16 protein-coding genes are annotated in these 20,881 nt (G+C 44.9%); all 16 read left to right on the top strand.

Annotation, left to right across the window (positions count from 1 at the left end; all coding sequences use genetic code 11):
• The first annotated feature begins 156 nt into the window (after window positions 1-156).
• On the top strand, window positions 157-6,420 hold the full coding sequence (locus EKN16_RS18285; protein ID WP_164522864.1) for an S-layer homology domain-containing protein: 6,264 nt from the start codon (window positions 157-159) through the stop codon (window positions 6,418-6,420).
• A gap of 22 nt (window positions 6,421-6,442) precedes the next feature.
• Window positions 6,443-7,750 carry an ABC transporter substrate-binding protein gene (locus tag EKN16_RS18280; protein WP_125660309.1) on the top strand — a complete coding sequence of 436 codons (1,308 nt, stop codon included), beginning with the start codon at window positions 6,443-6,445 and terminating at the stop codon, window positions 7,748-7,750.
• A gap of 44 nt (window positions 7,751-7,794) precedes the next feature.
• Window positions 7,795-8,658: a carbohydrate ABC transporter permease gene (locus EKN16_RS18275; protein ID WP_197719095.1), complete on the top strand. Its 864-nt coding sequence runs from the start codon at window positions 7,795-7,797 to the stop codon at window positions 8,656-8,658.
• 14 nt (window positions 8,659-8,672) lie between these two features.
• Complete coding sequence (locus tag EKN16_RS18270; RefSeq protein ID WP_125660303.1) at window positions 8,673-9,503, top strand: carbohydrate ABC transporter permease; 831 nt, start codon at window positions 8,673-8,675, stop codon at window positions 9,501-9,503.
• 25 nt (window positions 9,504-9,528) lie between these two features.
• On the top strand, window positions 9,529-10,743 hold the full coding sequence (locus EKN16_RS18265; protein ID WP_125660300.1) for a Gfo/Idh/MocA family protein: 1,215 nt from the start codon (window positions 9,529-9,531) through the stop codon (window positions 10,741-10,743).
• Window positions 10,744-10,745: 2 nt separating this feature from the next.
• Window positions 10,746-11,291 carry a GNAT family N-acetyltransferase gene (locus tag EKN16_RS18260; protein WP_125660297.1) on the top strand — a complete coding sequence of 182 codons (546 nt, stop codon included), beginning with the start codon at window positions 10,746-10,748 and terminating at the stop codon, window positions 11,289-11,291.
• A gap of 4 nt (window positions 11,292-11,295) precedes the next feature.
• Window positions 11,296-12,168: a protein phosphatase 2C domain-containing protein gene (locus tag EKN16_RS18255; protein ID WP_164522863.1), complete on the top strand. Its 873-nt coding sequence runs from the start codon at window positions 11,296-11,298 to the stop codon at window positions 12,166-12,168.
• Between the two features lie 295 nt (window positions 12,169-12,463).
• Entirely contained in the window at window positions 12,464-13,534 is a 1,071-nt protein-coding gene (locus EKN16_RS18250; protein ID WP_125660291.1) for an S-layer homology domain-containing protein, read from the top strand.
• Between the two features lie 404 nt (window positions 13,535-13,938).
• Entirely contained in the window at window positions 13,939-14,517 is a 579-nt protein-coding gene (locus EKN16_RS18245; protein WP_125660288.1) for a CD3073 family putative ECF transporter S component, read from the top strand.
• Window positions 14,507-14,998, top strand: a complete 492-nt coding sequence (locus EKN16_RS18240; protein WP_125660285.1) for a CD3072 family TudS-related putative desulfidase — start codon at window positions 14,507-14,509, stop codon at window positions 14,996-14,998. Before EKN16_RS18245 ends, EKN16_RS18240 begins: the two co-directional genes overlap by 11 nt.
• A gap of 29 nt (window positions 14,999-15,027) precedes the next feature.
• Entirely contained in the window at window positions 15,028-15,861 is an 834-nt protein-coding gene (locus tag EKN16_RS18235; RefSeq protein ID WP_125660281.1) for an ATP-binding cassette domain-containing protein, read from the top strand.
• Window positions 15,846-16,733: an energy-coupling factor ABC transporter ATP-binding protein gene (locus EKN16_RS18230; protein ID WP_125660278.1), complete on the top strand. Its 888-nt coding sequence runs from the start codon at window positions 15,846-15,848 to the stop codon at window positions 16,731-16,733. Before EKN16_RS18235 ends, EKN16_RS18230 begins: the two co-directional genes overlap by 16 nt.
• On the top strand, window positions 16,712-17,503 hold the full coding sequence (locus tag EKN16_RS18225) for an energy-coupling factor transporter transmembrane component T family protein (RefSeq protein WP_125660276.1): 792 nt from the start codon (window positions 16,712-16,714) through the stop codon (window positions 17,501-17,503). The genes EKN16_RS18230 and EKN16_RS18225 overlap by 22 nt, the downstream gene beginning before the upstream one ends.
• A gap of 224 nt (window positions 17,504-17,727) precedes the next feature.
• Window positions 17,728-17,994, top strand: a complete 267-nt coding sequence (locus EKN16_RS32325; protein WP_164522862.1) for a hypothetical protein — start codon at window positions 17,728-17,730, stop codon at window positions 17,992-17,994.
• A gap of 270 nt (window positions 17,995-18,264) precedes the next feature.
• A complete protein-coding gene (htpG, locus tag EKN16_RS18215) occupies window positions 18,265-20,145 on the top strand; it encodes a molecular chaperone HtpG (RefSeq protein WP_125660269.1) in 1,881 nt (626 codons plus the stop codon).
• A 216-nt stretch (window positions 20,146-20,361) separates the two neighbouring features.
• Entirely contained in the window at window positions 20,362-20,823 is a 462-nt protein-coding gene (locus EKN16_RS18210) for a HEAT repeat domain-containing protein (RefSeq protein ID WP_125660266.1), read from the top strand.
• Window positions 20,824-20,881: the final 58 nt, after the last annotated feature.

Here is a 20,881-nt window from a genome sequence, read left to right as displayed (position 1 = left end):
AAGCCCCGCAATCTTCATAATTCCTATAAATTTAATCTTCATATAAATCGAATGAATTCTCCTATCTAGATAAGCGATTGGTCAAGCTGCGTGATGTCCAATCGCTTATTTCCCGTTCATAATGTTGAAGTGAAGGAAAAAGAGGAGGGGAAAAGAATGAAAAAATCGTTTAAAAGCTGTCTGGCTCTAATGCTTGTCTGCTGCATGATGCTTACTATGACGCAGCAAACCCTGTATTCGGCATCATCCGATGTAAAGTCTCATTGGGCAGAAAAGGAGCTCAATGCATGGGTGAAGCAAAATCTACTAGAGGGATACGCGGATGGTTCTCTTCATCCAGACGCGTTGATTACACGGGCAGAATTTATAACTCTTATAAACAAGGTGCTTCGCCTCACGGACAAATCGAAGCAAGCATTCCCTGATGTACAGGCGGATGCTTGGTACGAGGATGCCATCTCTAAGGCATACAGTGCCGGAATCATTCAAGGCGATAACAAAGGCAACATGAACCCGAAAGCACGAATCACTAGGCAGGAAGCCGCTGTAGTGGTTGCAAAGGCGTTCAAGCTTGAGGGGAATGCGAGCGCAGCAAGCAGCTTTGCGGATGCTTCCACCATTGCAGACTGGGCGAAGGCCTCCGTTGGAGCGATGAAGAGTGAGGGCTTTATCGCAGGAAAGGGCGGCAATAAATTCGCTCCTGTTGATTCCATCACTCGGGCTGAAACGGTCAAGATGATCGATAACGTAATGGGTGAATTAGTTTCTACTAAGGGTACCTTCAGTGGGGACAAGTCAGGTAATCTCGTTGTCAATGCGAAGGATGTTACCCTGTCCAATATGACGATTCAAGGGAACTTATATCTGACTCAGGGTATTGGTGAGGGAGATATTACACTTCAGAATGTAAAGGTCACTGGAACCACATTCGTTGAAGGCGGCGGACCTAACAGCATCAAGCTGGAGAACGCGGTTCTAGGCAAGCTGTTTATCAACAAAAAAGATGGCAAGGTACGCGTTGTTTTTGGTAAAGGCAGCCGCGCCGCATCGATTCTCGTTTGGTCTGGTGCAATTGTGGAGAACAATTCGGATACGGCCCTGAGCCAAGTTATACTGCAGGGCAATATTGATCCAAGCCATACCGTTACCACCAAGGGAGCAATAAGCAAGCTTACCCTTGAAGGCAAGGCGAAAGTTGTTATTATCAGCGGAACAATTGCTGATTTCATAGCAGCAGCAAATGCCGGCGGTTCGGTAGTGACAATTGAAGACGGAGCAGCTGTAACGAACCTTACTCTTCAAGCAGCTGTTACAGTTAACGGCGCAGGCACAATCGACAATGCATCGATCCAAGCACAAGGCTCTACGCTAGCGCAGAAGCCAGCGCATGTTACGTTTAAAGATGGAGTTAACGCATGGATTGCTGGTAAGAACGAGGGCGCAACCTCTGGTTCAACCAATCCGGGTACAACGCCTCCTACTGGCGGTGGCAATGGATCAGATCCAAACCCACCAACGGAAAAGGCGCCACTGCTTACTTTTCCAGTTATGAGCGATACTCATATTGGCATTAATGATGTATCGGTGGATGCTGCAGCCAAGTTCACGCAAGCCTTGAAAGCTTATGGCGATATGGCTAAGTATGATGCCATTGTTATCAACGGTGATATGGTGGACAGCGGGACGGAGCAGCAGTATGCCGATGCCATGAATCTGCTTAACCAGAAGAAGCTGACTGGGGCCAAGGCTATCATCACTCCCGGCAATCATGAATATTATGCCGCCAAAAAAGAATTAGGTGATGACAAATTCAAAGCCGCGGAACGCTTCTACGATAAGACAGGCATGAATGCAGCCGGCTATCAGGTAGAGGCTGTAGATAAGATTACCGAGAAGTCCGGTGTATTCTTCGATACTTGGGTGAAGGGCTACCACTTCATTGTGATGTATCACGACCGTAGTGAAATGTCCGATGCTAAGTACAGTTGGCTTGAGAAAAAGATCAGCGAGGATGAACAGGGGAAGAAGGCAGACCCTGCCAAGCCGGTATTTGTTTTCTCCCATTATCCGTATAAAGGCACCACTTATGGCAGCGAAGGTGCGGGTTGGGATAACCCAGCTCAATATACCAAATTCAAAACTATTATGGCGAAGCATCAAAATGCCATGCTGTTTACAGGCCACACCCATTACACGCTTGAGCATCCGAATACAATGAATGCGGATGATGGCTTTATCAAGATTAATGATTCAGCTGTTGCGTTTGTTCAGGCACATGGGTACAGCAATGACAGCGACATTTATTTGGACAAGAACAAATCACAGGGCTTGATGGTGAAGGTATATGACAATAAGCTCGTCATTGAACGAAGAGAACTGGATAACAACGGGGCTGTAATCGGAGTTCCTTATGTTATTGATCTGAAGGATCCTGTAACTTCAGCTAAGAAATATGCGACAGATAGCAGCAATCCTGCTTTTAACCAGAATGCCAAGCTGACAGCAGCTTCTGTTACTGCGGTATCAGCGACTCTGTCATGGCCTAAGGCAATTGACGATACGAAGGTTGATTTCTACGAAATCAAAGTGAATAACAAGCTTATCGGCGCACCGTCAGTCATTTCCCCTTATGTGGAGGCGGCAAGTCATACTTTTGAAGCAAAGGGCTTAACGCCTAATACTGATTACACCGTAACGATCGTTGCTCACGATGCTTATGGCAAAGTATCAGCACCGCTTACAGCAAAGTTCAAAACAGAGAATGCGCCTGATGGGTATGATCCTCTGAAAGCGGATGTTCTCGATATGGATTTTACGAAGCTCAATGGTAAATCAGTGCTGGACAGCACCCTAAACCATAACGATGCTGCTCTTGAGAACAACGCGAAGGTTGCTTATGATTCCGTATTTGGCAAGCAGGCACTCATTCTCGACGGTAAGGGAGAAAGAGGCAAGCCAAGCTCAGTTGCACGAGTTCCATACAACAGCAGCATGTTCAAGCAGGATGCGGTGACGATTGAGACTGCTGTGTATATCTCACCGGATAGTGACTTGTCCAAGGATGAGTATCATATCCTCGGCAACTATGAGGATGGCGGCTATTATCTCTACTATTCAACTAAAGATAAGAAGTTTGTGTTTGATATCAAAAATTCAGATGATCCGGCAGAATCAGATGTTATTCCAGATGTAAAAGGTAAAATGTTTTACCTCACGGCTGTTTATGATGGGGATCAAGCAGGCAACTATGCTCACGGCTCCATCAAGCTTTATGTGAATGGCGTTTTGGCTGGAAGCAATACAGCTTCAGAACCACTTCCAATCAATGAAACCAATGACCTGATTATTGGCGGTGATGTTGAAGGCTACGGCGATGTTATTCATCTGTTTGAAGGTGCGATTAATCATGTGAAGGTCTACTCACGTGCACTGAGCGCGTCCGAGGTGACAGCTAATTTCAATGCATATAATGGAGCTGTTACGATCAAGGGCGGACATGACATCGTTCTCTTCAAAGATGAGATTGCATGGGTGGATGTCAATATTCCTAAGAATGCTGCCCAAGATACAGAAGCAGAGTGGGATATTCCTAAGAACGGCAGCATTAAAGAGTCTGATGACCATGGCAACAGACGCGCAATTAAGGCGGAGGGTCCTGGTGTAAGCACAATTAGCGTATCGGCCTTGGATCAGGAGGATACAGCTACGGTAACCGTCGTTAATTATAATATTAAGCTCACCCTTAATAGCAAAATCAATAAAACAGTGGATCTTGCGCCTATCATGGCAAAGGTTAATGCTGCGACAGATTGGAAATCAAGTTCAACTGAGGTTGCAGCAGTGAACGAGAATGGGATTGTTACGGCACTTAAAGTAGGGAATACGGTTGTCACTGCGGTAGTCAACGGTCAAACGGTAAGAACTAGGCTCATCGTTGATCCGGACCCTGACAACATTGAACCGCTGCCTGCTATCGATATCTCGAATAGACCGACAGCCGCTCAGACGGTTAAACCAAATGTAGGTACGGCTCAAGTTGGTGACGTCTTCCAGAAGGTCGTAACCAAATACACCAAGTCAGATACGAATCTGCCTGATGGTGTGAAGAGCTTTATAAATGGAGCAATTGCTGCTCCAACAGATAAAGTAATTCCTGTATTGGAGGGTAGTCTTCCTGGGGAAATACTTCCAGTAGCTGCGTCGGATATTCGATTCAGTATTGTAGACGCAGACCAGACGACATGGCTTGCTTCTAGCAAAGGCGTTGTACGTGTGAACAAGAGTGAAGTGTACTCCCGTGATGTCGTCCAGTTCTTCAACACTCATCGTTATTTGCCTGACGACGATGTGCAATTTATTCTTTCTGACGATCACAGCGGCATATGGGCAGTAACGGCAACTGGCGTATCCCATATCGAGATGAAGCTGATGGGTTATGAAGATAAAGCACAGATTATGAGCGATAATTTGGAGAAAAATAACATTCGCCGCGGCCCAGAAGGTCAAATTGCTATGCCTTACCTTAATACTGCCTCGGGTACGCCAGGAAACTACCGTGGCACTGAAGCGGATAATGATGGGCTCTGGACAGCTGATGCTATTGCAGGTGAAATGTTCCGTACTGCAGTAGAGGAAGCCAAGAATCCGAATAGCGCTCAAGCAATTGAGGCGCGAATGCGAGCAACTAGATCGGTAGAAGCGGATTTATTGCTGATGTATGTTACAGGACGCTCCGGTCAAATAGATGTCAAGGTGAAGCAAGCTCCGTCCAGCTCGATGGATATTGGCATGATGGGCTATTCGTATCTAAGAGCCGGCGGAGATAAGAACAACCTGAACGATTATGTTTACACAGGTCCCGCGGCTACTGAGAAACGCACGGTACAAGGCTTTATAAGCCGAACCATGGGAATCAACAAACTAGGCTTCGACTTTCATGATAATAGCTGGGACGGTATTTATTACAAAAAGGGCTTAATGATTGATGGCAAGAGCTATTCCTACAACACCACCGATTCATTAAAAGACCCAGAAAATACGGGGAATACAGATGTAAGGAAGAAAGGCTGGGGCGAACACGCAGGCTCCGTCATTAATTCTGTTAATCCAATTCCAGCAAGACTAGCTAAGCTTTATGAGAGCCTTGGTGCAAAGGAATCAGACCTTTATTATAAAGGCGATACAAGTGCTGATGAAATTCTCGGCCATATGTATATGTATAAGATTGCTTATGATACCTTGTGCACAGGTCCTAATGCAGATATAGAGCTCGGTAAGCTAATCGCTAATGCTGCAGGAGAATTTGCAAGGCATGTTATGGACAATGGCTACACGATTGTTGATATCACTGGACAGCCAACCAGTGCCGGCAAATATGACGGCAGCACAATGGGACAAACCGAAGACGCTGGTGAAGATACGCCGCTTCGTGCCGCTGAGCTAATGGCGATCTTCAAGACAGCTGCTTATGTTACAGGCAATCAAATCTTCCTTGATGAATACAGAAAGGTAGCAAGAGATTATATTTACCCTTCTGTATTTGAGAATCAAGATGCCTATAACGATGTAGTCAATGGAATCCAAGGACAAGGTCCGCTTGCGGGGCAGCAGGCGCTTAACGGTGTTAAAATGCCTCCACAGAACGGAGAAGCAGTAGGATACATGAATCGGTTGAATCAGCGCTGGGCCAGCTACTTCTATGCTTGCCGTAGAGATGGTGACCCGCACCCATTCACTTGGTACAACTATTCGGATGAGAGGCAAGCTATGTTAACCTACTACAGCCTGCTGGCTATTCCTGATCAAGCAGAGGACCAAGATATTGCTGTCATGATCCGTGCCGGAGTTGATAACTGGTACCAGTCCAACATGCAGTATGAAAATGAACCGCTCTGGGATTACATTTATCAGCTTGCTTATCCAAATGTGCCTAAAATTGATCTCAACAAAGCAGCGTGGGTGTTAAAACGTACGCCAATAGATAGAACGGATTATTCGGTTAATCTTACAGGTCGTACCGATATTTCCTGGTTTGTTGCTAAAGCAATCGTTGATGCGGATGATGGCTATAACAACAAAGTATCAGGTGGAGATCTTGTTACTCCGGCTGGTCTGCCAGCGGAGAATGGAATTGTCTACGACCCTGGTAAAAAGCAATATATTAAGAAAGCTGTTAAGGAAGGTGACCTTTTTGTAACAAGAACAAGAAGGCAGGAAGGAAGACGTGTCCAAACAGCTGTTAAGGATGACCCTACAATGAAGATTGCTGTTTCGCCGGATGAACGTCCACGCACAAGACCGGGCGATACAATGTTCGTCGTCAATGGAGGCGATGAAAGCTCATGGGATTATGGGAATGCATACAACGCTCCTTACTGGATGGCACGTTACTATGGCATGATTTCCGAAGATACAAAATAAGAGAGTAGTGGAGGAAAAGCGCATGAACTTGAGAAAAAGTGGAGTTCTGCTGCTGCTGGGAGCAAGTATTATCTTGCTCTCGGCCTGCGGCAAGAGCGGGAAAAACGATACAGCCTCAACAGATAAAGACATTAAACTGGTGTTCTGGAACACGTCCTACCCAACTATTGATGAGAATGACAAGACGAAGAAAAAGGAAGACTTCTATATTTACAAAGCGATCCAGCGTTATGAAGCAGCGAATCCTGGCATTAAGATCGATATTCAGAATATTCCTGATGGTGTGAATGCAATGACCAAATTTCAAACGGCTGGCATTGCCAAGAATGGACCGGATCTAACGAATCTTTGGTCTGGCAACTATACGCTGGATTTGAAATCATACATTCAACCCTTGAATGATTATTTAAAGCCGGAGGATATCGATCAACTGACAGGCTGGAAGGCAGTTACAGAGAACTTTGCGGAGAAAGGCACGATCTATGGCGTGCCTGATGGAACAGATGGAACGATTGCGATCCTATATAACAAGAAGCTGTTTGCAGATGCTGGCGTCGATCCAGTGAACAATCGTCCGCACAACGTCAAGGAATTTATGGACATGCTCCAGAAAATCAAAGACAAGAATGTGACTCCAATGGGACTCGGCGAGGATGGAGAGTTCGACTATTTCGTCGATTATTGGTTCGCCCAAATGATCGGGCCAGCAGGTATTAATGATATCGTTAACGGCAAAATGGATTTTCATAATCCGAAATTGCTGGATGTCGTTAATCAGTATATCGAGCTGAATAGGAAAGGCTTTGTCACTACAGATGGCGCACAATCGCAATTTTATAACAGTAAGGTGGCTTTAATCTTCAGCGGCTTCAAGGGGATCAAAGATGCGAGGGCCGCGCTGGGCGATAATCTGGGGATGATCAAAATTCCTGATTTCAGCGAATCCGCCTTAATCCATGATGGCGGTGTCGGTGGAAGCGGAGGCGACTTCGTGGTATCGAAATACGCCAAGCATCCCGCTGAGACGGTTAAATTTATTCTGTTTCTCTTAAGTAAAGAAGAACAGGCTGCGCGTTTTGAAGAGGGATATAACATGATCAATATTAAAGGCATCGATGCCAAGAGCCTTTCTAAAGACCCGTTGATCGTTCAACAGCAGGAATGGGCAAACGAACCGAGTACGATTTTTTGGCCGGATAATATTTATCCTTCCGAGCTATCGAGTTATATCAACTCGCTCAATTCATTGGTGGTCAAGGATCAGCTTTCTGCGGATGACTTTTTATCGAAGCTTGATCAGAAGCGCAATGAAATACTAGCACAGAAGTAAGCTACTTATTCTTGGATTGAGAAAGGCTTCCCCCTATGCGATATATGGTAAAAGAAAGACTTTCCGGTTATCTATCCGTTGTTCCCGCATTAATCGTATTGATCATCGTCGTTTTCTATCCGATGATCAATACGTTCCTTCACAGCTTTACGAAGTGGGACGGGAATATCTCACGGTGGATCGGTTTGGACAATTACAAATTTATTCTAACGAACGGCGAGCTTTGGAAGCTGCTTCGTAATAATTTGATCTTCTTGCTGTCTGTTCCGGGAATATTGCTCATCTGCCTGATTGTTTCTGTTCTCTTGTTTGAAGAAGTACCAGGCTGGCGGTTTTTTCGCTCCGTCTATTATATTCCCACGATCCTTTCGGCGGTCGTGGTTGGGTTTCTAATGAAAACGATGTTTGCCCAGTCCGGTGTGATTAACCAAATCATCCGGGCTCTCGGGCTTCCCGAGTGGCATTTGCAATGGCTTTCCTATACGCCGACTGCGTTTATGGTTCTAATTTTCTGCTTTTATTGGCAAACGATGGGTCAAGGCACGCTGATCTTTTTATCGGGGCTGTCTTCGATTTCTCAAGAAATGATTGAAGCATCCAAGACGGATGGGGCTAGCTGGTGGAAGCGACTGATCCATATCGTCATTCCTTCTCTCACACCGACGATTTTCTATTTTACAGTAACCAATATCATCTATTGTTTCATCGGTGTCTTTTCTCTCGTATTCTCCGTTACTGGCGGAGGGCCGGGCCTAGAGACCACACCTATTGATTATATGATTTATATCAAAGCTTTTCAGTCACCTGGTCAGCTTGGTTATGCCAGTGCGTTATCGATTATCTTATTTATCATCGTGTTATTGATATCTTGGGTTCAATTGCGTATATCAAATCGTTTTGCAGAATAAAAGGAGTTTATCCGATGTCCAAGCCCAAATTTATGTTTTCTAGAGCGGTTATTTTTCTCTTTTTGCTGGCGATTGCTTGTGTTTCGCTTTATCCGATCTTCTATATGGCGATTAACAGCGTAAGAACCTCCGTTGACTTCTTCAAAAATCCGAGTGGGCTTCCCGGTACATGGTATGGGTTAAATTATGAGGCTTTATATTATCGTTTCGATGTGCTGCGTTTGTTTGGGAATACGCTGTTCTGTGTCCTTGCAGCCTTCAGCCTCAATATCTTCTTCACCATTCCAGCCTCGTACGCTTTTTCCAAAATTGAATTTCGATACCGCTCTGCTTTATTCTTACTGGTTATCTCGACAATGACCATTCCAAGCATCACCTTTATTATTCCTAACTTCCAGATCATGGCACGTTTGGGCTTAGTGGATCATTTGGTCTCCGTTGTGCTGATGTGGGCAATCACCAGTATCCCTACCAATATCTTTCTACTGACCTCGCTGATGCGGGGAATACCTAATGAGGTTCTGGCTGCCGCTAAGATCGATGGAGCCAATTATTTTCAAACACTGCTGCGCGTGGTCATGCCTTTATCGATATCCGGTATCATTACGCTTGCCATTTTTAATACAACCGATTGGTGGAATGACCTATTCACGCCATTGATTTTTTTGCAATCGGATGAGCTTAAGACGATGACCTTGGCGGTTGCGACCATATTAAAAAGATTTGATACCAATCAGCCTTTACTATTAGCAGGGTTATTGATGACGTCGATTCCCCCCATCCTTATTTACATGACGTTACAACGCTATATTAGAAAAGGATTAGTGGTCGGTTCAGTTAAATAGAGCTGCATGTGGAGGATTGAGCAGAATGGGAGATAAACGAGTACGTCTTGCTATTGTAGGGGGTAATCGAGGTGGCAGCTTTTATATCGCACTCTCAGAGCTGGCTGATCGGATCGAGTTAGTCGCGATCTGCGATTTGAATGAAAAGGTCTTGCAGGAATGGAAGGACAAATATCCGGAGATCCAAACCTATACGGATTACGATAAAATGCTGCAGGAGCCTTCAATTGATGCTGTTGTTCTGGCCAGTCCATTACTGCTTCATGCACGTCAAGCTATCGCTGCTTTGCAAGCAGGGAAGCATGTGTTAAGTGAAGTGATAGCCGCGCATACGTTGGAAGATTCATGGGAGCTTGTAGAAACGGTGGAGAAGACCGGCCTAGTCTATATGATGGCAGAAAATTATTGCTTTACTCGCTCCAATTTGATGATTCATCATATGGTGAAGCAGGGAATGTTTGGCGAAATCACGCATTTAGAAGGCAGCTATATTCATGAATTACGAGAATCGACTCATCATGCAGATGGGAGCTTAACCTGGCGAGGCCAGCTTCATCAACAATATAACGGGATGAATTATCCGACCCACTCGCTCGGTCCAGTTGCGCAATGGATTGAATTAAACAAACGTAATGGGGATGAGCTGGAGAGCATGGCGACCTTTGTCTCCAAATCTCGTGCTCTACAAAACTATTACGAGGAGCATTTTGGAAAGGGGCATCCGGGTGCGCAGAGCGATTATTGGCAGCAGGGTGATTCAGCGGTAACCGTTCTAAAGACGAAGAAGGGCGTGCTGATCACGTTGCGCGTAGATTGGTCTTCGGAGCGGCCGCATAATGCGAGGCATTATGTGCTGCAAGGTACGGAGGGGGCTTATGTGTCAGGACGTCACGATCAAGAAGAAGGTCTGATCTGGCTTCGGGGCCGTTCTCCTAAGATGGAGGATGGAGAAAATGGGTGGGAGCCTTTACAAACGTATCAGCCAGAATACGATCATCCTCTATGGAAGCGATGGGAGAAGCAAGCAGCTAAGACTAGACATGGCGGTGGAGATTTTTTTGTTTTGGAGGAGTTTATAGCGGCCATTCAAGAGAATCGTGCGCCTATCATCGATGTATATGATGCGGTCACATTGAGCTGTGTGTTTCCTTTATCGATGGAGTCTGTGGCTGCTGGTGGGCAAGTAATCAACTTTCCGAATTTCAATAAGAATAACCAAGCTCGTTCGCGGAGGGATTAACGATGACGGAAGAAAGGAAATTACCTCAGTTAGTCATGAAGAATGACAATTTATTTGAATTGCCGGAATTAATTTGCCCACCTGGATTTCATATCCGCTCCTTTCAATCCGGAGATGAACAGCATTGGGAGCAGCTGGTTTCCGTCTCCTTTGGAAGGGAGAGAGACTTTCAAACAGCAATCGGCAGTCATCCGTATTTTCACCCGGAGCGGGTTATCTTTATCTTCTTTGGTGATACGCCGGTGGCTACAGCTACTGCTTGGTTTCAAGATAAGCTGGAGGAAGAAGCGGGTTATTTGCACATGGTCGGCGCACATCCGGATTATGCAGGTTGGGGCTTAGGCTATGCGGTGAGCCTTGCTGCTCTACTGCAAATGCGCAAGGAAGGGAAGCTTAAAGCGGTTCTGCAAACCGACGATTTTCGGATACCTGCTATCAAAACGTATTTGAAGCTAGCTTTCCAGCCTGTTGATGAGCATGAAAGCCATAAGGAAAGATGGAGCTCGATCCTATCCAAGCTCCAGCCAGCCCATTTGGAAGAGAGATGATCCTATGCCGAAGAATATTTCAGTCGATTTCAGTGTTGAGTCCAGCACCCAGAAGGGGATCTCGGCTTTAAATGAGGATGCCTTGGTTCTGAATGCTAATAAGCAGGTTTATGGGGTGATTGATGGTGTTTCTTCTATAGAAATGTTTCTTGATCACGATCAGCGCACAGGAGGTTATATTGCGGCCCAATTAGTTGCCTCTCATTTACATGTGCAATCCAAAGATATAAATATTAGAGAGGCCGTTCTTGCAGCGAATGTTGAGCTCAGGCAGCGAATGGAAGCAGAAGGCATTGATGTGACCTGCAGCTGGAAATTATGGAGTGCTGTATTCGCTGTGGTGCAGATCCATCCAACCTATATGGAATATGTGCAGTGCGGGGATTGCATGTTATTCGTTCAATACAACGATCAAAGCATTCGCGTGCTGACGCGGAATCAGGTTGAAGCATTCGATACACGAATCCTGAATAAGAAACAAGAGCTGATAGAACTTGGCCATTCGAAGGAAGATATCCAGCTTCAGCTCTTTCCCCTAACGGAAAGCAATCGCAATAAAGCTAATACCCTAGAGGGATATTCCGTCATGAATGGAGATCCTGCCTTTGCAGATTTCTTGGAATATGGTCGTATCTCCAGAGCTAATGTTAGTAAGGTTTATGCGGTAACCGATGGGTTATTTCATCATATTGAGGCTTCCGACGATCCGCAAAAATGGGACAAGTTCATCATGGAGATCAATAAAAAGGGCTTGGAACATTATATGGATCATTTAACCTGCATTGAGGAACAAGATCCATTCTGTATACATTTTCCCCGTCATAAAAAATCAGACGACAAATCGGCGGTTATTATGGAATTCCAATCTGGGGTATAATTTCCCGAATGGATAGGAGGAGATACCATAACTACCCTTGATACATAAGGTTTTTTTGCGTTACCAAAAGCCTGTTAAGTGTTTGTTAAGTGAGATTCTGTATGATGAAGTCGAATCAGGTCGAAAGGCTGTAGAGCATGTGCATTACCAGCTATGGCTGACAGAAATGCAGAGCTGAATCTGATGACGGATGTACATTATTGATGAGCTGCAGAAGGGTACAGCCTAATCTCCACCCTTGTTGATAATGAAGCTATAATCAACAAGCTTCAAGGCGAGAAAGGGGAAAGTATTTTTGACGATTCCTCAGGTATCTTCGGCCAAGAATGTTGAAGTTCAATTGAACGGCGAGCTTCTCAAGCTGATGTATGCAAAGTCTCACAGCATCCGCTTTGAAACGGAAAGAGCAACGGTGATCCTTCCGGTTACGGCAATAAATGTAGAGAGATTACTAGCTTCACTGGGCAATCCGTCAGACTTGAGCCAGGTGAACATCAAGCTTTCCATCTCGCTAGCAGAGGCATCATCATCGCATGAAGCGCTGTTGACCCCTGTGGAGTTTGCAATCACCGGCAGTTACGCCGGAAAAACCGTGAAGGTTGACAAGTTTGAGCGTTATGTTGAAAGACAGATTAAGCTCTCAGCCGACATCAATCCAATGAAAGTAACCACTGGTGTTCTTATCGGTAAAGATGGAACAATGTCGCATGTACCAACCAAGATCGAACAGATCAATGGCGTCTATTATGCGAGAATCAATAGTCTATACAACGGTATTTACACGCTCGTGAGTCATCGACTAGCATTCGAGGATACAGAGCACCATTGGTCGAAAGCAGCGGTCCAAGATTTAGCATCAAGGCTTGTGGTGCTTGGTGTAGGCAAAGATCGTTACTTGCCGGACAGAACTATGACTCGAGCTGAATTTGCAGCGATTCTCATTCGGGGACTGGGGCTGCAAGCAGGCAGCGGAACAACCCCATTCACTGACGTGAAGATAGCGGACTGGTACAGCGATGTTGTTCAAACAGCGTATGAGTATGGTTTAATCAACGGGTTCGAGGATGGAAAATTCCGTCCTGGGGACTTGATTACACGAGAGCAGGCCATGCTCATCATCACAAAAGCAATGAAAATAACCGGTCTGAAAGCGAAGCTTACATCTAAAGCAGCAGACGAATTACTTGGTCTGTTCGCGGATGAAAAGCTAGTATCTGTATGGGCGAAAAGCGCTTCGGCCGACAGCCTGCACGCAGGAATCATTATGGGCAGAAGCAGTACGGAGCTTGCTCCAAAAGCGTATATGACAAGATCAGAAGCAGCTGCTATTATCCAAAGACTGCTTCAGAAGTCTGAATTGATTTAAAGGTCGAACGACGGTTACAACCCCATCGACAGACACAATATAAGTCACTTTATGCAACGACTGCTTCCCTCTAGATACGGGGAAGCAGTCGTTCTGTTTTGGGGCCCCCACCATGAAAGCCATCACCCTTAATTGCAGTTACCAGTATCCGTCGTGTGTCAGATTTTCAGTTTTATTGTACATCTCGAATCAAATCATAGTATTCCGATTAAAACTGTTGACATTAACAAATTAGCTGACCTATAATAACAAGTAAATTGATATGTTTACTTGTTATTGGGGTTATCCGTCGGAGACGCTGAATTCAAGCCGGTAATCAGCAGGGCTCGTGTATGTACAAAGGGGGAAGTGGCTTCAACTGTTCATTCACCGGCAATCCTATACCAAATTGACGGAGGTAACCTATGAATCAGAGAACATTAATACTAACGCTTAGTGCTCTGGCAGTTGCGATCAATGTGATCGCGGGAACGGTTATTGGCAACCTGAAGATCCCTTTTCTTTTTCTTGATGTAATTGGAACTATTTTCATTGCTGCTTTATATGGCCCTTATTGGGGTGCATTGGTTGGATTACTCACTAATCTTGTATTAGGGGTTACATCTGGCTATACCTCGATTCCGTTCGCGCTAGTCAATATTATTGTCGGACTCATTATTGGGTTTGCGGCAACGAGATACGGCTATACATTGAAAACGGCAATTGTATCAGGCATTCTCCTTGGTATCATATGCCCGGTTATTGGTACCGTTATTGCTGTTGCTGTCTTTGGAGGACTAACAGGCGGCGCACAGGATATCTTTGTTCTATGGTTGAAAAATGCGGGTACTAGTGTATTCGCTGCTTCATTCTTCCCAAGACTCTGGGACAACTTGGTCGATAAAATATTGTCGGCCGTGCTGATCTATTATGTTCTGAAGGGAATTCCACAATCCTTATTGAAACGCTCGACTCGTAAAAAAGGTGGCTCCTATGCAACGTAATAAACAAATCGTCGTCGTCTCTCACTGTGTGATTAACCAGAACGCTGTCGTGGCGGGAGAAGCTAGAAGTCCTGGGGTTATGAAATCTGCTGTGGATTGGGCAAACGATCAAGCATACGGTATTTTTCAACTGCCATGTCCAGAATTTACGTTTCTTGGTCCAGAACGTCCCCCGATGACAGTAGAAGAATACGATACGCCTGAATTTCATGCCCATAATCGTAAGATTCTTCTTCCGGTAATTGAACAATTAAAAGTCTACCAAGACTATGGATACGAAATTGTAGGTGGTATCGGCATCTCGGACAGTCCTTCTTGTGATCCAGGCAAAGGTATATTCATGCGAGATTTTCATGAAATTTCAGATGAATTCGGCTTAAATGTAAACTTTTTCTGGCAAATACCGAATACGGCCGAAGGACTATTCGATCCATTAGATTCCAAAAGTATATTCGGAGAAGTCCCGCGGGCTGAGCGCTAACTATTACTAGACATAAGGGGGATGCTCATATGATTCGTATCCATGACGTATTCTTCTCCTATTCCGATTTCGAGGATGATCCCAGGTGGGCTTTGCAAAATGTAAGTCTTGATATTCAAGAGAATGAATTTGTCGCTTTTCTCGGGCCGAATGGCTCGGGAAAATCTTCATTATCCAGACTTTTGAACGGAATAGAGCTTCCTCAACAAGGCTCAATAGCAGTAGATGAGTTAAGCACGGAGGATCAAGCTTCTATTCCATCTATCCGGCGCAAGGTACAAATGGTATTTCAAAATCCAGAAAATCAGCAGGTTGGATTTACGGTGGGAGAAGATATTGCTTTTGGCTTGTCCAACTTCAGTTGGCCTCGTGAGAGTATGCCTTCCCGAATTCAATGGGCGCTTCAGACAGCAGGGCTGAATGTAGACGTGGACCGACTTGTCTCTCAATTATCTGGAGGAGAAAAGCAGAAGCTCGCGCTTGCCGCTGTTCTGGCTATCGGACCTGAATATCTCATCCTCGATGAAGCTACCTCCATGCTTGATCCATCTGCCCGAAAGCAGTTCGTCACTTCTTTGGCCGAGGCCCGTCGTCTTCGACCTTTTTCCCTTATCTATGTGACTCATCATATGGAGGAAGTAATGGCTGCAGATCGTTGGGTTTTGTTCTCTGAAGGACGTGTTCGTGCGATTGGGACACCTGAAGAGCTTTGGAGAAAGCCAGAGTTATTGCAATCATGTGGACTTGAGCTGCCCTATTTGAACAGGCTGGCATTAATGTTGGAGCAAGATGGGGTTCATACGGGTGATATGGATGCTGCCAATCTGGATGAATGGGGGAGGAAGCTATGCAAATCAAGTTAAATAACATACGCTTCCGACATGGCAAACCCAAAAAACGAGAGAAGATCGATCCGTCGTCCTTGATCTTGAAGGGGCTTGATTTAACCATTGAATCAGGATCCAAGGTTGCGATTGCTGGTTTATCTGGCAGTGGTAAATCGACTTTTCTACAATTAATAAAAGGCTTCACTCAGCCGACGGAAGGCATAGTAGAGCTGGATGGTATTAATCCCCACCTGGATAAACGGCTTGAGCTATTCGATCAAATTGGTTATGTGTTCCAATATCCAGAGCATCAATTATTTGCCCCAACGGTGGCAGAGGATGTCGGATTCGGTCTTCGCCATGCCAAATTAACTGCGCTAGAGAAGGAGACCAAAATTCGGCAGGCCCTTGAGGCAGTAGGTATGCAGGACTCCGTTTTCTCACAGCGCAGCCCACTGGAGCTAAGCGGTGGAGAGAAACGAAGAGTAGCCATAGCCGGTGTCTTGGTACTAGAGCCCAAAGTATTGCTATTGGATGAACCGACCGCAGGCTTAGATATGTCTTCACGAATTGCGTTGTTTGAGCTTCTTAAGAACCTGAATGAGGAGCAAGGGACAACGGTGATTTGGGTGAGCCATCAGCTGGAGGAGATCCTGGAGCACGCCCCTCGTATGCTTGCTCTTCATCAGGGCGTGTTCGTAGCAGATGGAGCACCAGAGGAGCAGCTTGCAAGCGAATCCTTGCGATCTTTGTTCGGTTGGGAGGAACCGCCTGCACTTACACTCCGCAGGTGGCTGTACGAAAATCACGGCATAGACATAAGCCGGCCATGGCTTGTGGAAGAAATGGCGAAAGCATGTCAATCTATCTTAGTGAGGAATGTCCCATGTCCACAAGCAGTTATTTAATTTATGAGAAACGAAACTCTTGGGTAGAACAATGGGATCCCCGCATCAAAATAGTGGCGTTTTCGTTATTCGGACTAAGTTTATTGATACATCACTCGCCTGTCCTTAAGACTGCCCAAATTATCATCTTGATTGCGCTCTGGTCTGCTGCGAAGCTTCGGTGGAGCACCTTTGGTTGGACAATGCTCTCATTGAGCTTTTTCTTCCTGACGACAATGATCTTTCATGCCGTGCTTAATATTAATCCTGGGGATGAAGTGATCCACTGGTGGTGGTTGACCTATACGCACGAAGGAATCGTGTCTGGCATTCTGATGTGTGAGCAGATTGCGGGCGTTGTCATCGTCTTATCCCTGCTCGTTCGCACCACTTCCCCGATGGTATTAGCAGAAGGGATGGAAAAGCTGTGTGAGCCTCTGAAAAAATGGAAGATTCCCGTTCATGATGCCGTTACGATGTTCTCTATCGCCTTGCGTTTCGTTCCGCTCCTATTCGAGGAATTCGATACCATCCGAAAAGCACAAACAGCAAGAGGCGGCGGATTCCACCGAAGAGGAGCTCTTGCTCGATTCGGCGGTGTTATCCCTATGCTAATCCCTCTTTTTGTCTTATCTATTCAGCGTGCCAAGGATTTAGCCATTGCGATGGAATCTCGCGGATACCGCGGAGATGTTGGACGGACTGTTATAAGGGAATACACAATTGGCAAATCAGATATCGTAGTGTTGATTATTAGTATCGGGATCTGCATGTATGGCGTAATTGTTTAAAAGGTAGAGATCTTTAGTAAACTTTAGTAATGATCTTTAACTAGTAATTGTTCATTTCAACTAATGTGAGCCCTCCAATGCACTCAAGTGGAGGGCTTTTCCATGTCCCACTTTGTATTATCATCGGGTTCCCATTTTTCCATGAGGACAGCCATCATATCTATGTTCATGCTGGATTAAATCCACAATATGAAAATTGGAAAGAACAAACTAAACACGAGTTTATGTACATTAAAGAGCCATTTTTAAACCATCCAACTACAGTTGACAAGATTGTAGTATTTGGACATACAAAAGCTATGGATATCCACGGCAAAGCGGATGTGTGGTTTGGAGGAGATAAAATAGGTATAGATGGCGGATGTGCTTACGGACTGCAGCTTAATTGTTTGGAGATTAGAGGTAAAAATGATTATGCCGTATATAGCGTTAATTGCTCGCATCACGAACAACCTAGCGAAGCGGACGGAATCGTTCTGAAGAAGCGATAGCGTTCGCCTTTGTCTCCGTATTTCTACCCCTAAGGGATAGAATCAAGAAATAGGGAGATAACAGCGATCGTAAGAATGATCCGTCCGCGCAGCGGGCTTATGCGCACCATGCTTCGCATTTATCAAACTCTTATTTTAGTGTTGAGCTAGAAATATATTAAATCCATAATTGACAACCAAAAATAGGAATGTTATATAATAGGTGTTGGCACTCGAATAGTTAGAGTGCTAAACAAGATGTGTTTTTCATTTTCGGAGGGAGAGATAGCAGTGGCAGTGAAAGAGTTCAAAGCAGAATCTAAGAGACTATTGGATATGATGATCCACTCCATCTATACACAGAAGGAGATCTTCTTAAGAGAGTTGATTTCCAACAGCAGCGATGCCATCGATAAAATTTATTATAAGGCTCTAACTGATGAGAATTTGGTATTCGATAAGGACAGCTACTTTGTTAAAGTAACAGCTGACAAAGCCAGTCGGATACTTACGATCACGGATACCGGCATTGGGATGACACCAGAGGATCTGGAGAACAACCTTGGCGTTATTGCCAAGAGTGGGTCTCTAGCATTCAAGAAAGAGAATGAATCGAAGGATGGCCATGATATCATTGGTCAATTCGGTGTAGGCTTCTACTCCGCGTTCATGGTAGCAGACGTTGTTACGGTTATTAGCAAGCCATTGGGCAGCGACGTGGCTTACAAATGGGAATCTATGGGCGCGGACGGCTACACGATCGAGCCATGCGAGAAAGATTCGGTGGGTACTGAGGTTATTTTGAAAATCAAAGAGAACACCGAAGAAGAGAGCTATGACGAGTTTCTGGAGGAGTACCGATTAAAGTCGATTATCAAGAAGTACTCTGATTTCATTCGATATCCGATTAAGATGGATGTTGCTGGCAAGAGACCTAAAGAAGGCAGCGACAATGAATTTGAAGACTATCAGGAAGAGCAGATTGTTAATAGCCAGGTTCCGATCTGGAAGAAGAATAAGAGCGAGCTGACTCCAGAGGATTACGATACGTTCTATGCAGAGAAGCGTTACGGCTTCGATAAACCGATGAAACATATCCATATTAGCGTTGATGGTGTAGTCAGATACAATTCGATTCTTTATATTCCTGGCAGCACGCCTTTTGACTATTATTCCAAGGAATTCGAGAAGGGCTTAGAGCTCTATTCCAATGGCGTATTGATCATGAACAAGTGTGCTGATTTACTTCCCGACTTCTTCAGCTTCGTTAAAGGAATGGTCGATTCGGAGGATCTATCCCTGAACATCTCTAGGGAGATGCTTCAGCATGACAGGCAATTGAAGCTTATTGCTAAGAACATCCAGAGCAAGATAAAGGGCCAGCTGCAAAGCTTGCTTAAGGATGAGAGAGAGCAATACGAGCAATTCTACAAGTCTTTCGGCAGACAGCTGAAGTTTGGTGTTTACAATGACTACGGCATGCACAAAGACGTCCTGCAGGATCTCTTGATGTTCTACTCCTCCAAGGAGAAGAAGCTAGTTACTCTAGATGAGTATGTATCGAGAATGCCTGAAGAGCAAAAGTATATCTACTACGCTTCCGGTGAGACGAACGAGAGAATCGACAAGCTGCCGCAGACGGAGATAGTGTCCGACAAAGGCTATGAAATCTTGTACTTCACCGATGATATCGATGAGTTCGCGATCAAGATGATCATGACTTACAAGGAAAAAGCATTCAAATCTGTATCGAGCGGAGACTTGGGCATTGAGTCGGATGAGGATAAGAAGGAGACAGAGTCCGAAGAGAACGATAGCAAAGAGCTATTCGGTTATATGAAGGATCTGTTATCCGGCAAAGTGCAGAATGTTAAAGCATCCAAGCGGTTAAGAACCCATCCCGTATGCTTCTCAACAGATGGCGAAGTGACGATCGAGATGGAGAAAATCCTGAAAGCTATGCCCAATAGCGGGGATGTGAAAGCGGATAAGGTGCTTGAAATTAATACCCACCATGCCGTGTTCCAGTCCTTGAAGGATGCTTATGAGAATGACAAAGAGAAATTAAGTCTCTACACGACGCTGTTATACAGCCAGGCCCTCTTAATAGAAGGCTTGCCGATTGAGGATCCAGTGGAGTTCACGAACGATATTTGCAAAATCATGGTGTAATACTGCCTGTCATGGGTAACTAAGCTGCACACTGAGAAGACCGTTCAACGCTGAACGGTCTTCTTTATGTTTATTAAAGCGGAGGAATCGCCTTACAATGAAGGCCGGATATAGGTATGGAATCATAAATGTATGTTATACTAAAAAAACCGATGTTGAAGGTGCAGTGAGAAAGTAAAGGTAGAAGATTTAATTAAAAGGAGATTGGGCCCGGACATGAATAATGAAGAAGTGATCGAGGAGATCGAGGAAATCGAAGAGTTAACACCAAATTATGAGGCATTAAAAAAGTCGGCTAATCGCAGCTCCAATTGGAGAGAGCGTCTGCAAGCAGTTGAAGATCTTGGACAATGGAACAACCCACAATCTATTCATATACTAACGCATATGCTGAATGGCGACCCAGTATCTCAAGTACAAGAAGCTGCTTATAAAGTGCTTAAGCAATTTGGCGAAGATGTTCAGGCGCCATCGAAGAAAAAAGCCGAGTTGATTAAAGGGGTAACGAAAATCTTGGTGCGAATCAAGAAGAGCTTACCCGAAGGTCATTCCTTTGAAGCGTTCAAAGAGAAGCTGCAAAAGATGAGAAGTGATGTTTATGATACGTACGAAGGTGACAAAGGTGCTGACTTCGATAAGTGGCTTGAAGAAACTTGGGCATCGTTATCAAGAAGATAAAACGAAATATTAGATTCATTTTTGGAGAGACACCTGTGCTAGTAGCAGGTGTTTTTTG

This window comes from Paenibacillus baekrokdamisoli (genome assembly GCF_003945345.1).
GTDB lineage: Bacteria > Bacillota > Bacilli > Paenibacillales > Paenibacillaceae > Paenibacillus_Z > Paenibacillus_Z baekrokdamisoli.
The sequence above is the reverse complement of the archived record's forward strand: the minus strand, read 5'-3'. Positions and strand labels throughout refer to the sequence as shown.

Excerpts from the sequence above, each read along its gene's own strand:
- EKN16_RS18285 (WP_164522864.1), top strand. The coding sequence starts at position 157 with ATGAAAAAATCGTTTAAAAGCTGTCTGGCTCTAATGCTTGTCTGCTGC.
- EKN16_RS18280 (WP_125660309.1), top strand. The coding sequence starts at position 6,443 with ATGAACTTGAGAAAAAGTGGAGTTCTGCTGCTGCTGGGAGCAAGTATT.
- EKN16_RS18275 (WP_197719095.1), top strand. The coding sequence starts at position 7,795 with ATGGTAAAAGAAAGACTTTCCGGTTATCTATCCGTTGTTCCCGCATTA.
- EKN16_RS18270 (WP_125660303.1), top strand. The coding sequence starts at position 8,673 with ATGTCCAAGCCCAAATTTATGTTTTCTAGAGCGGTTATTTTTCTCTTT.
- EKN16_RS18265 (WP_125660300.1), top strand. The coding sequence starts at position 9,529 with ATGGGAGATAAACGAGTACGTCTTGCTATTGTAGGGGGTAATCGAGGT.
- EKN16_RS18260 (WP_125660297.1), top strand. The coding sequence starts at position 10,746 with ATGACGGAAGAAAGGAAATTACCTCAGTTAGTCATGAAGAATGACAAT.
- EKN16_RS18255 (WP_164522863.1), top strand. The coding sequence starts at position 11,296 with ATGCCGAAGAATATTTCAGTCGATTTCAGTGTTGAGTCCAGCACCCAG.
- EKN16_RS18245 (WP_125660288.1), top strand. The coding sequence starts at position 13,939 with ATGAATCAGAGAACATTAATACTAACGCTTAGTGCTCTGGCAGTTGCG.
- EKN16_RS18240 (WP_125660285.1), top strand. The coding sequence starts at position 14,507 with ATGCAACGTAATAAACAAATCGTCGTCGTCTCTCACTGTGTGATTAAC.
- EKN16_RS18235 (WP_125660281.1), top strand. The coding sequence starts at position 15,028 with ATGATTCGTATCCATGACGTATTCTTCTCCTATTCCGATTTCGAGGAT.
- EKN16_RS18230 (WP_125660278.1), top strand. The coding sequence starts at position 15,846 with ATGCAAATCAAGTTAAATAACATACGCTTCCGACATGGCAAACCCAAA.
- EKN16_RS18225 (WP_125660276.1), top strand. The coding sequence starts at position 16,712 with ATGTCCACAAGCAGTTATTTAATTTATGAGAAACGAAACTCTTGGGTA.
- EKN16_RS32325 (WP_164522862.1), top strand. The coding sequence starts at position 17,728 with ATGTACATTAAAGAGCCATTTTTAAACCATCCAACTACAGTTGACAAG.
- EKN16_RS18210 (WP_125660266.1), top strand. The coding sequence starts at position 20,362 with ATGAATAATGAAGAAGTGATCGAGGAGATCGAGGAAATCGAAGAGTTA.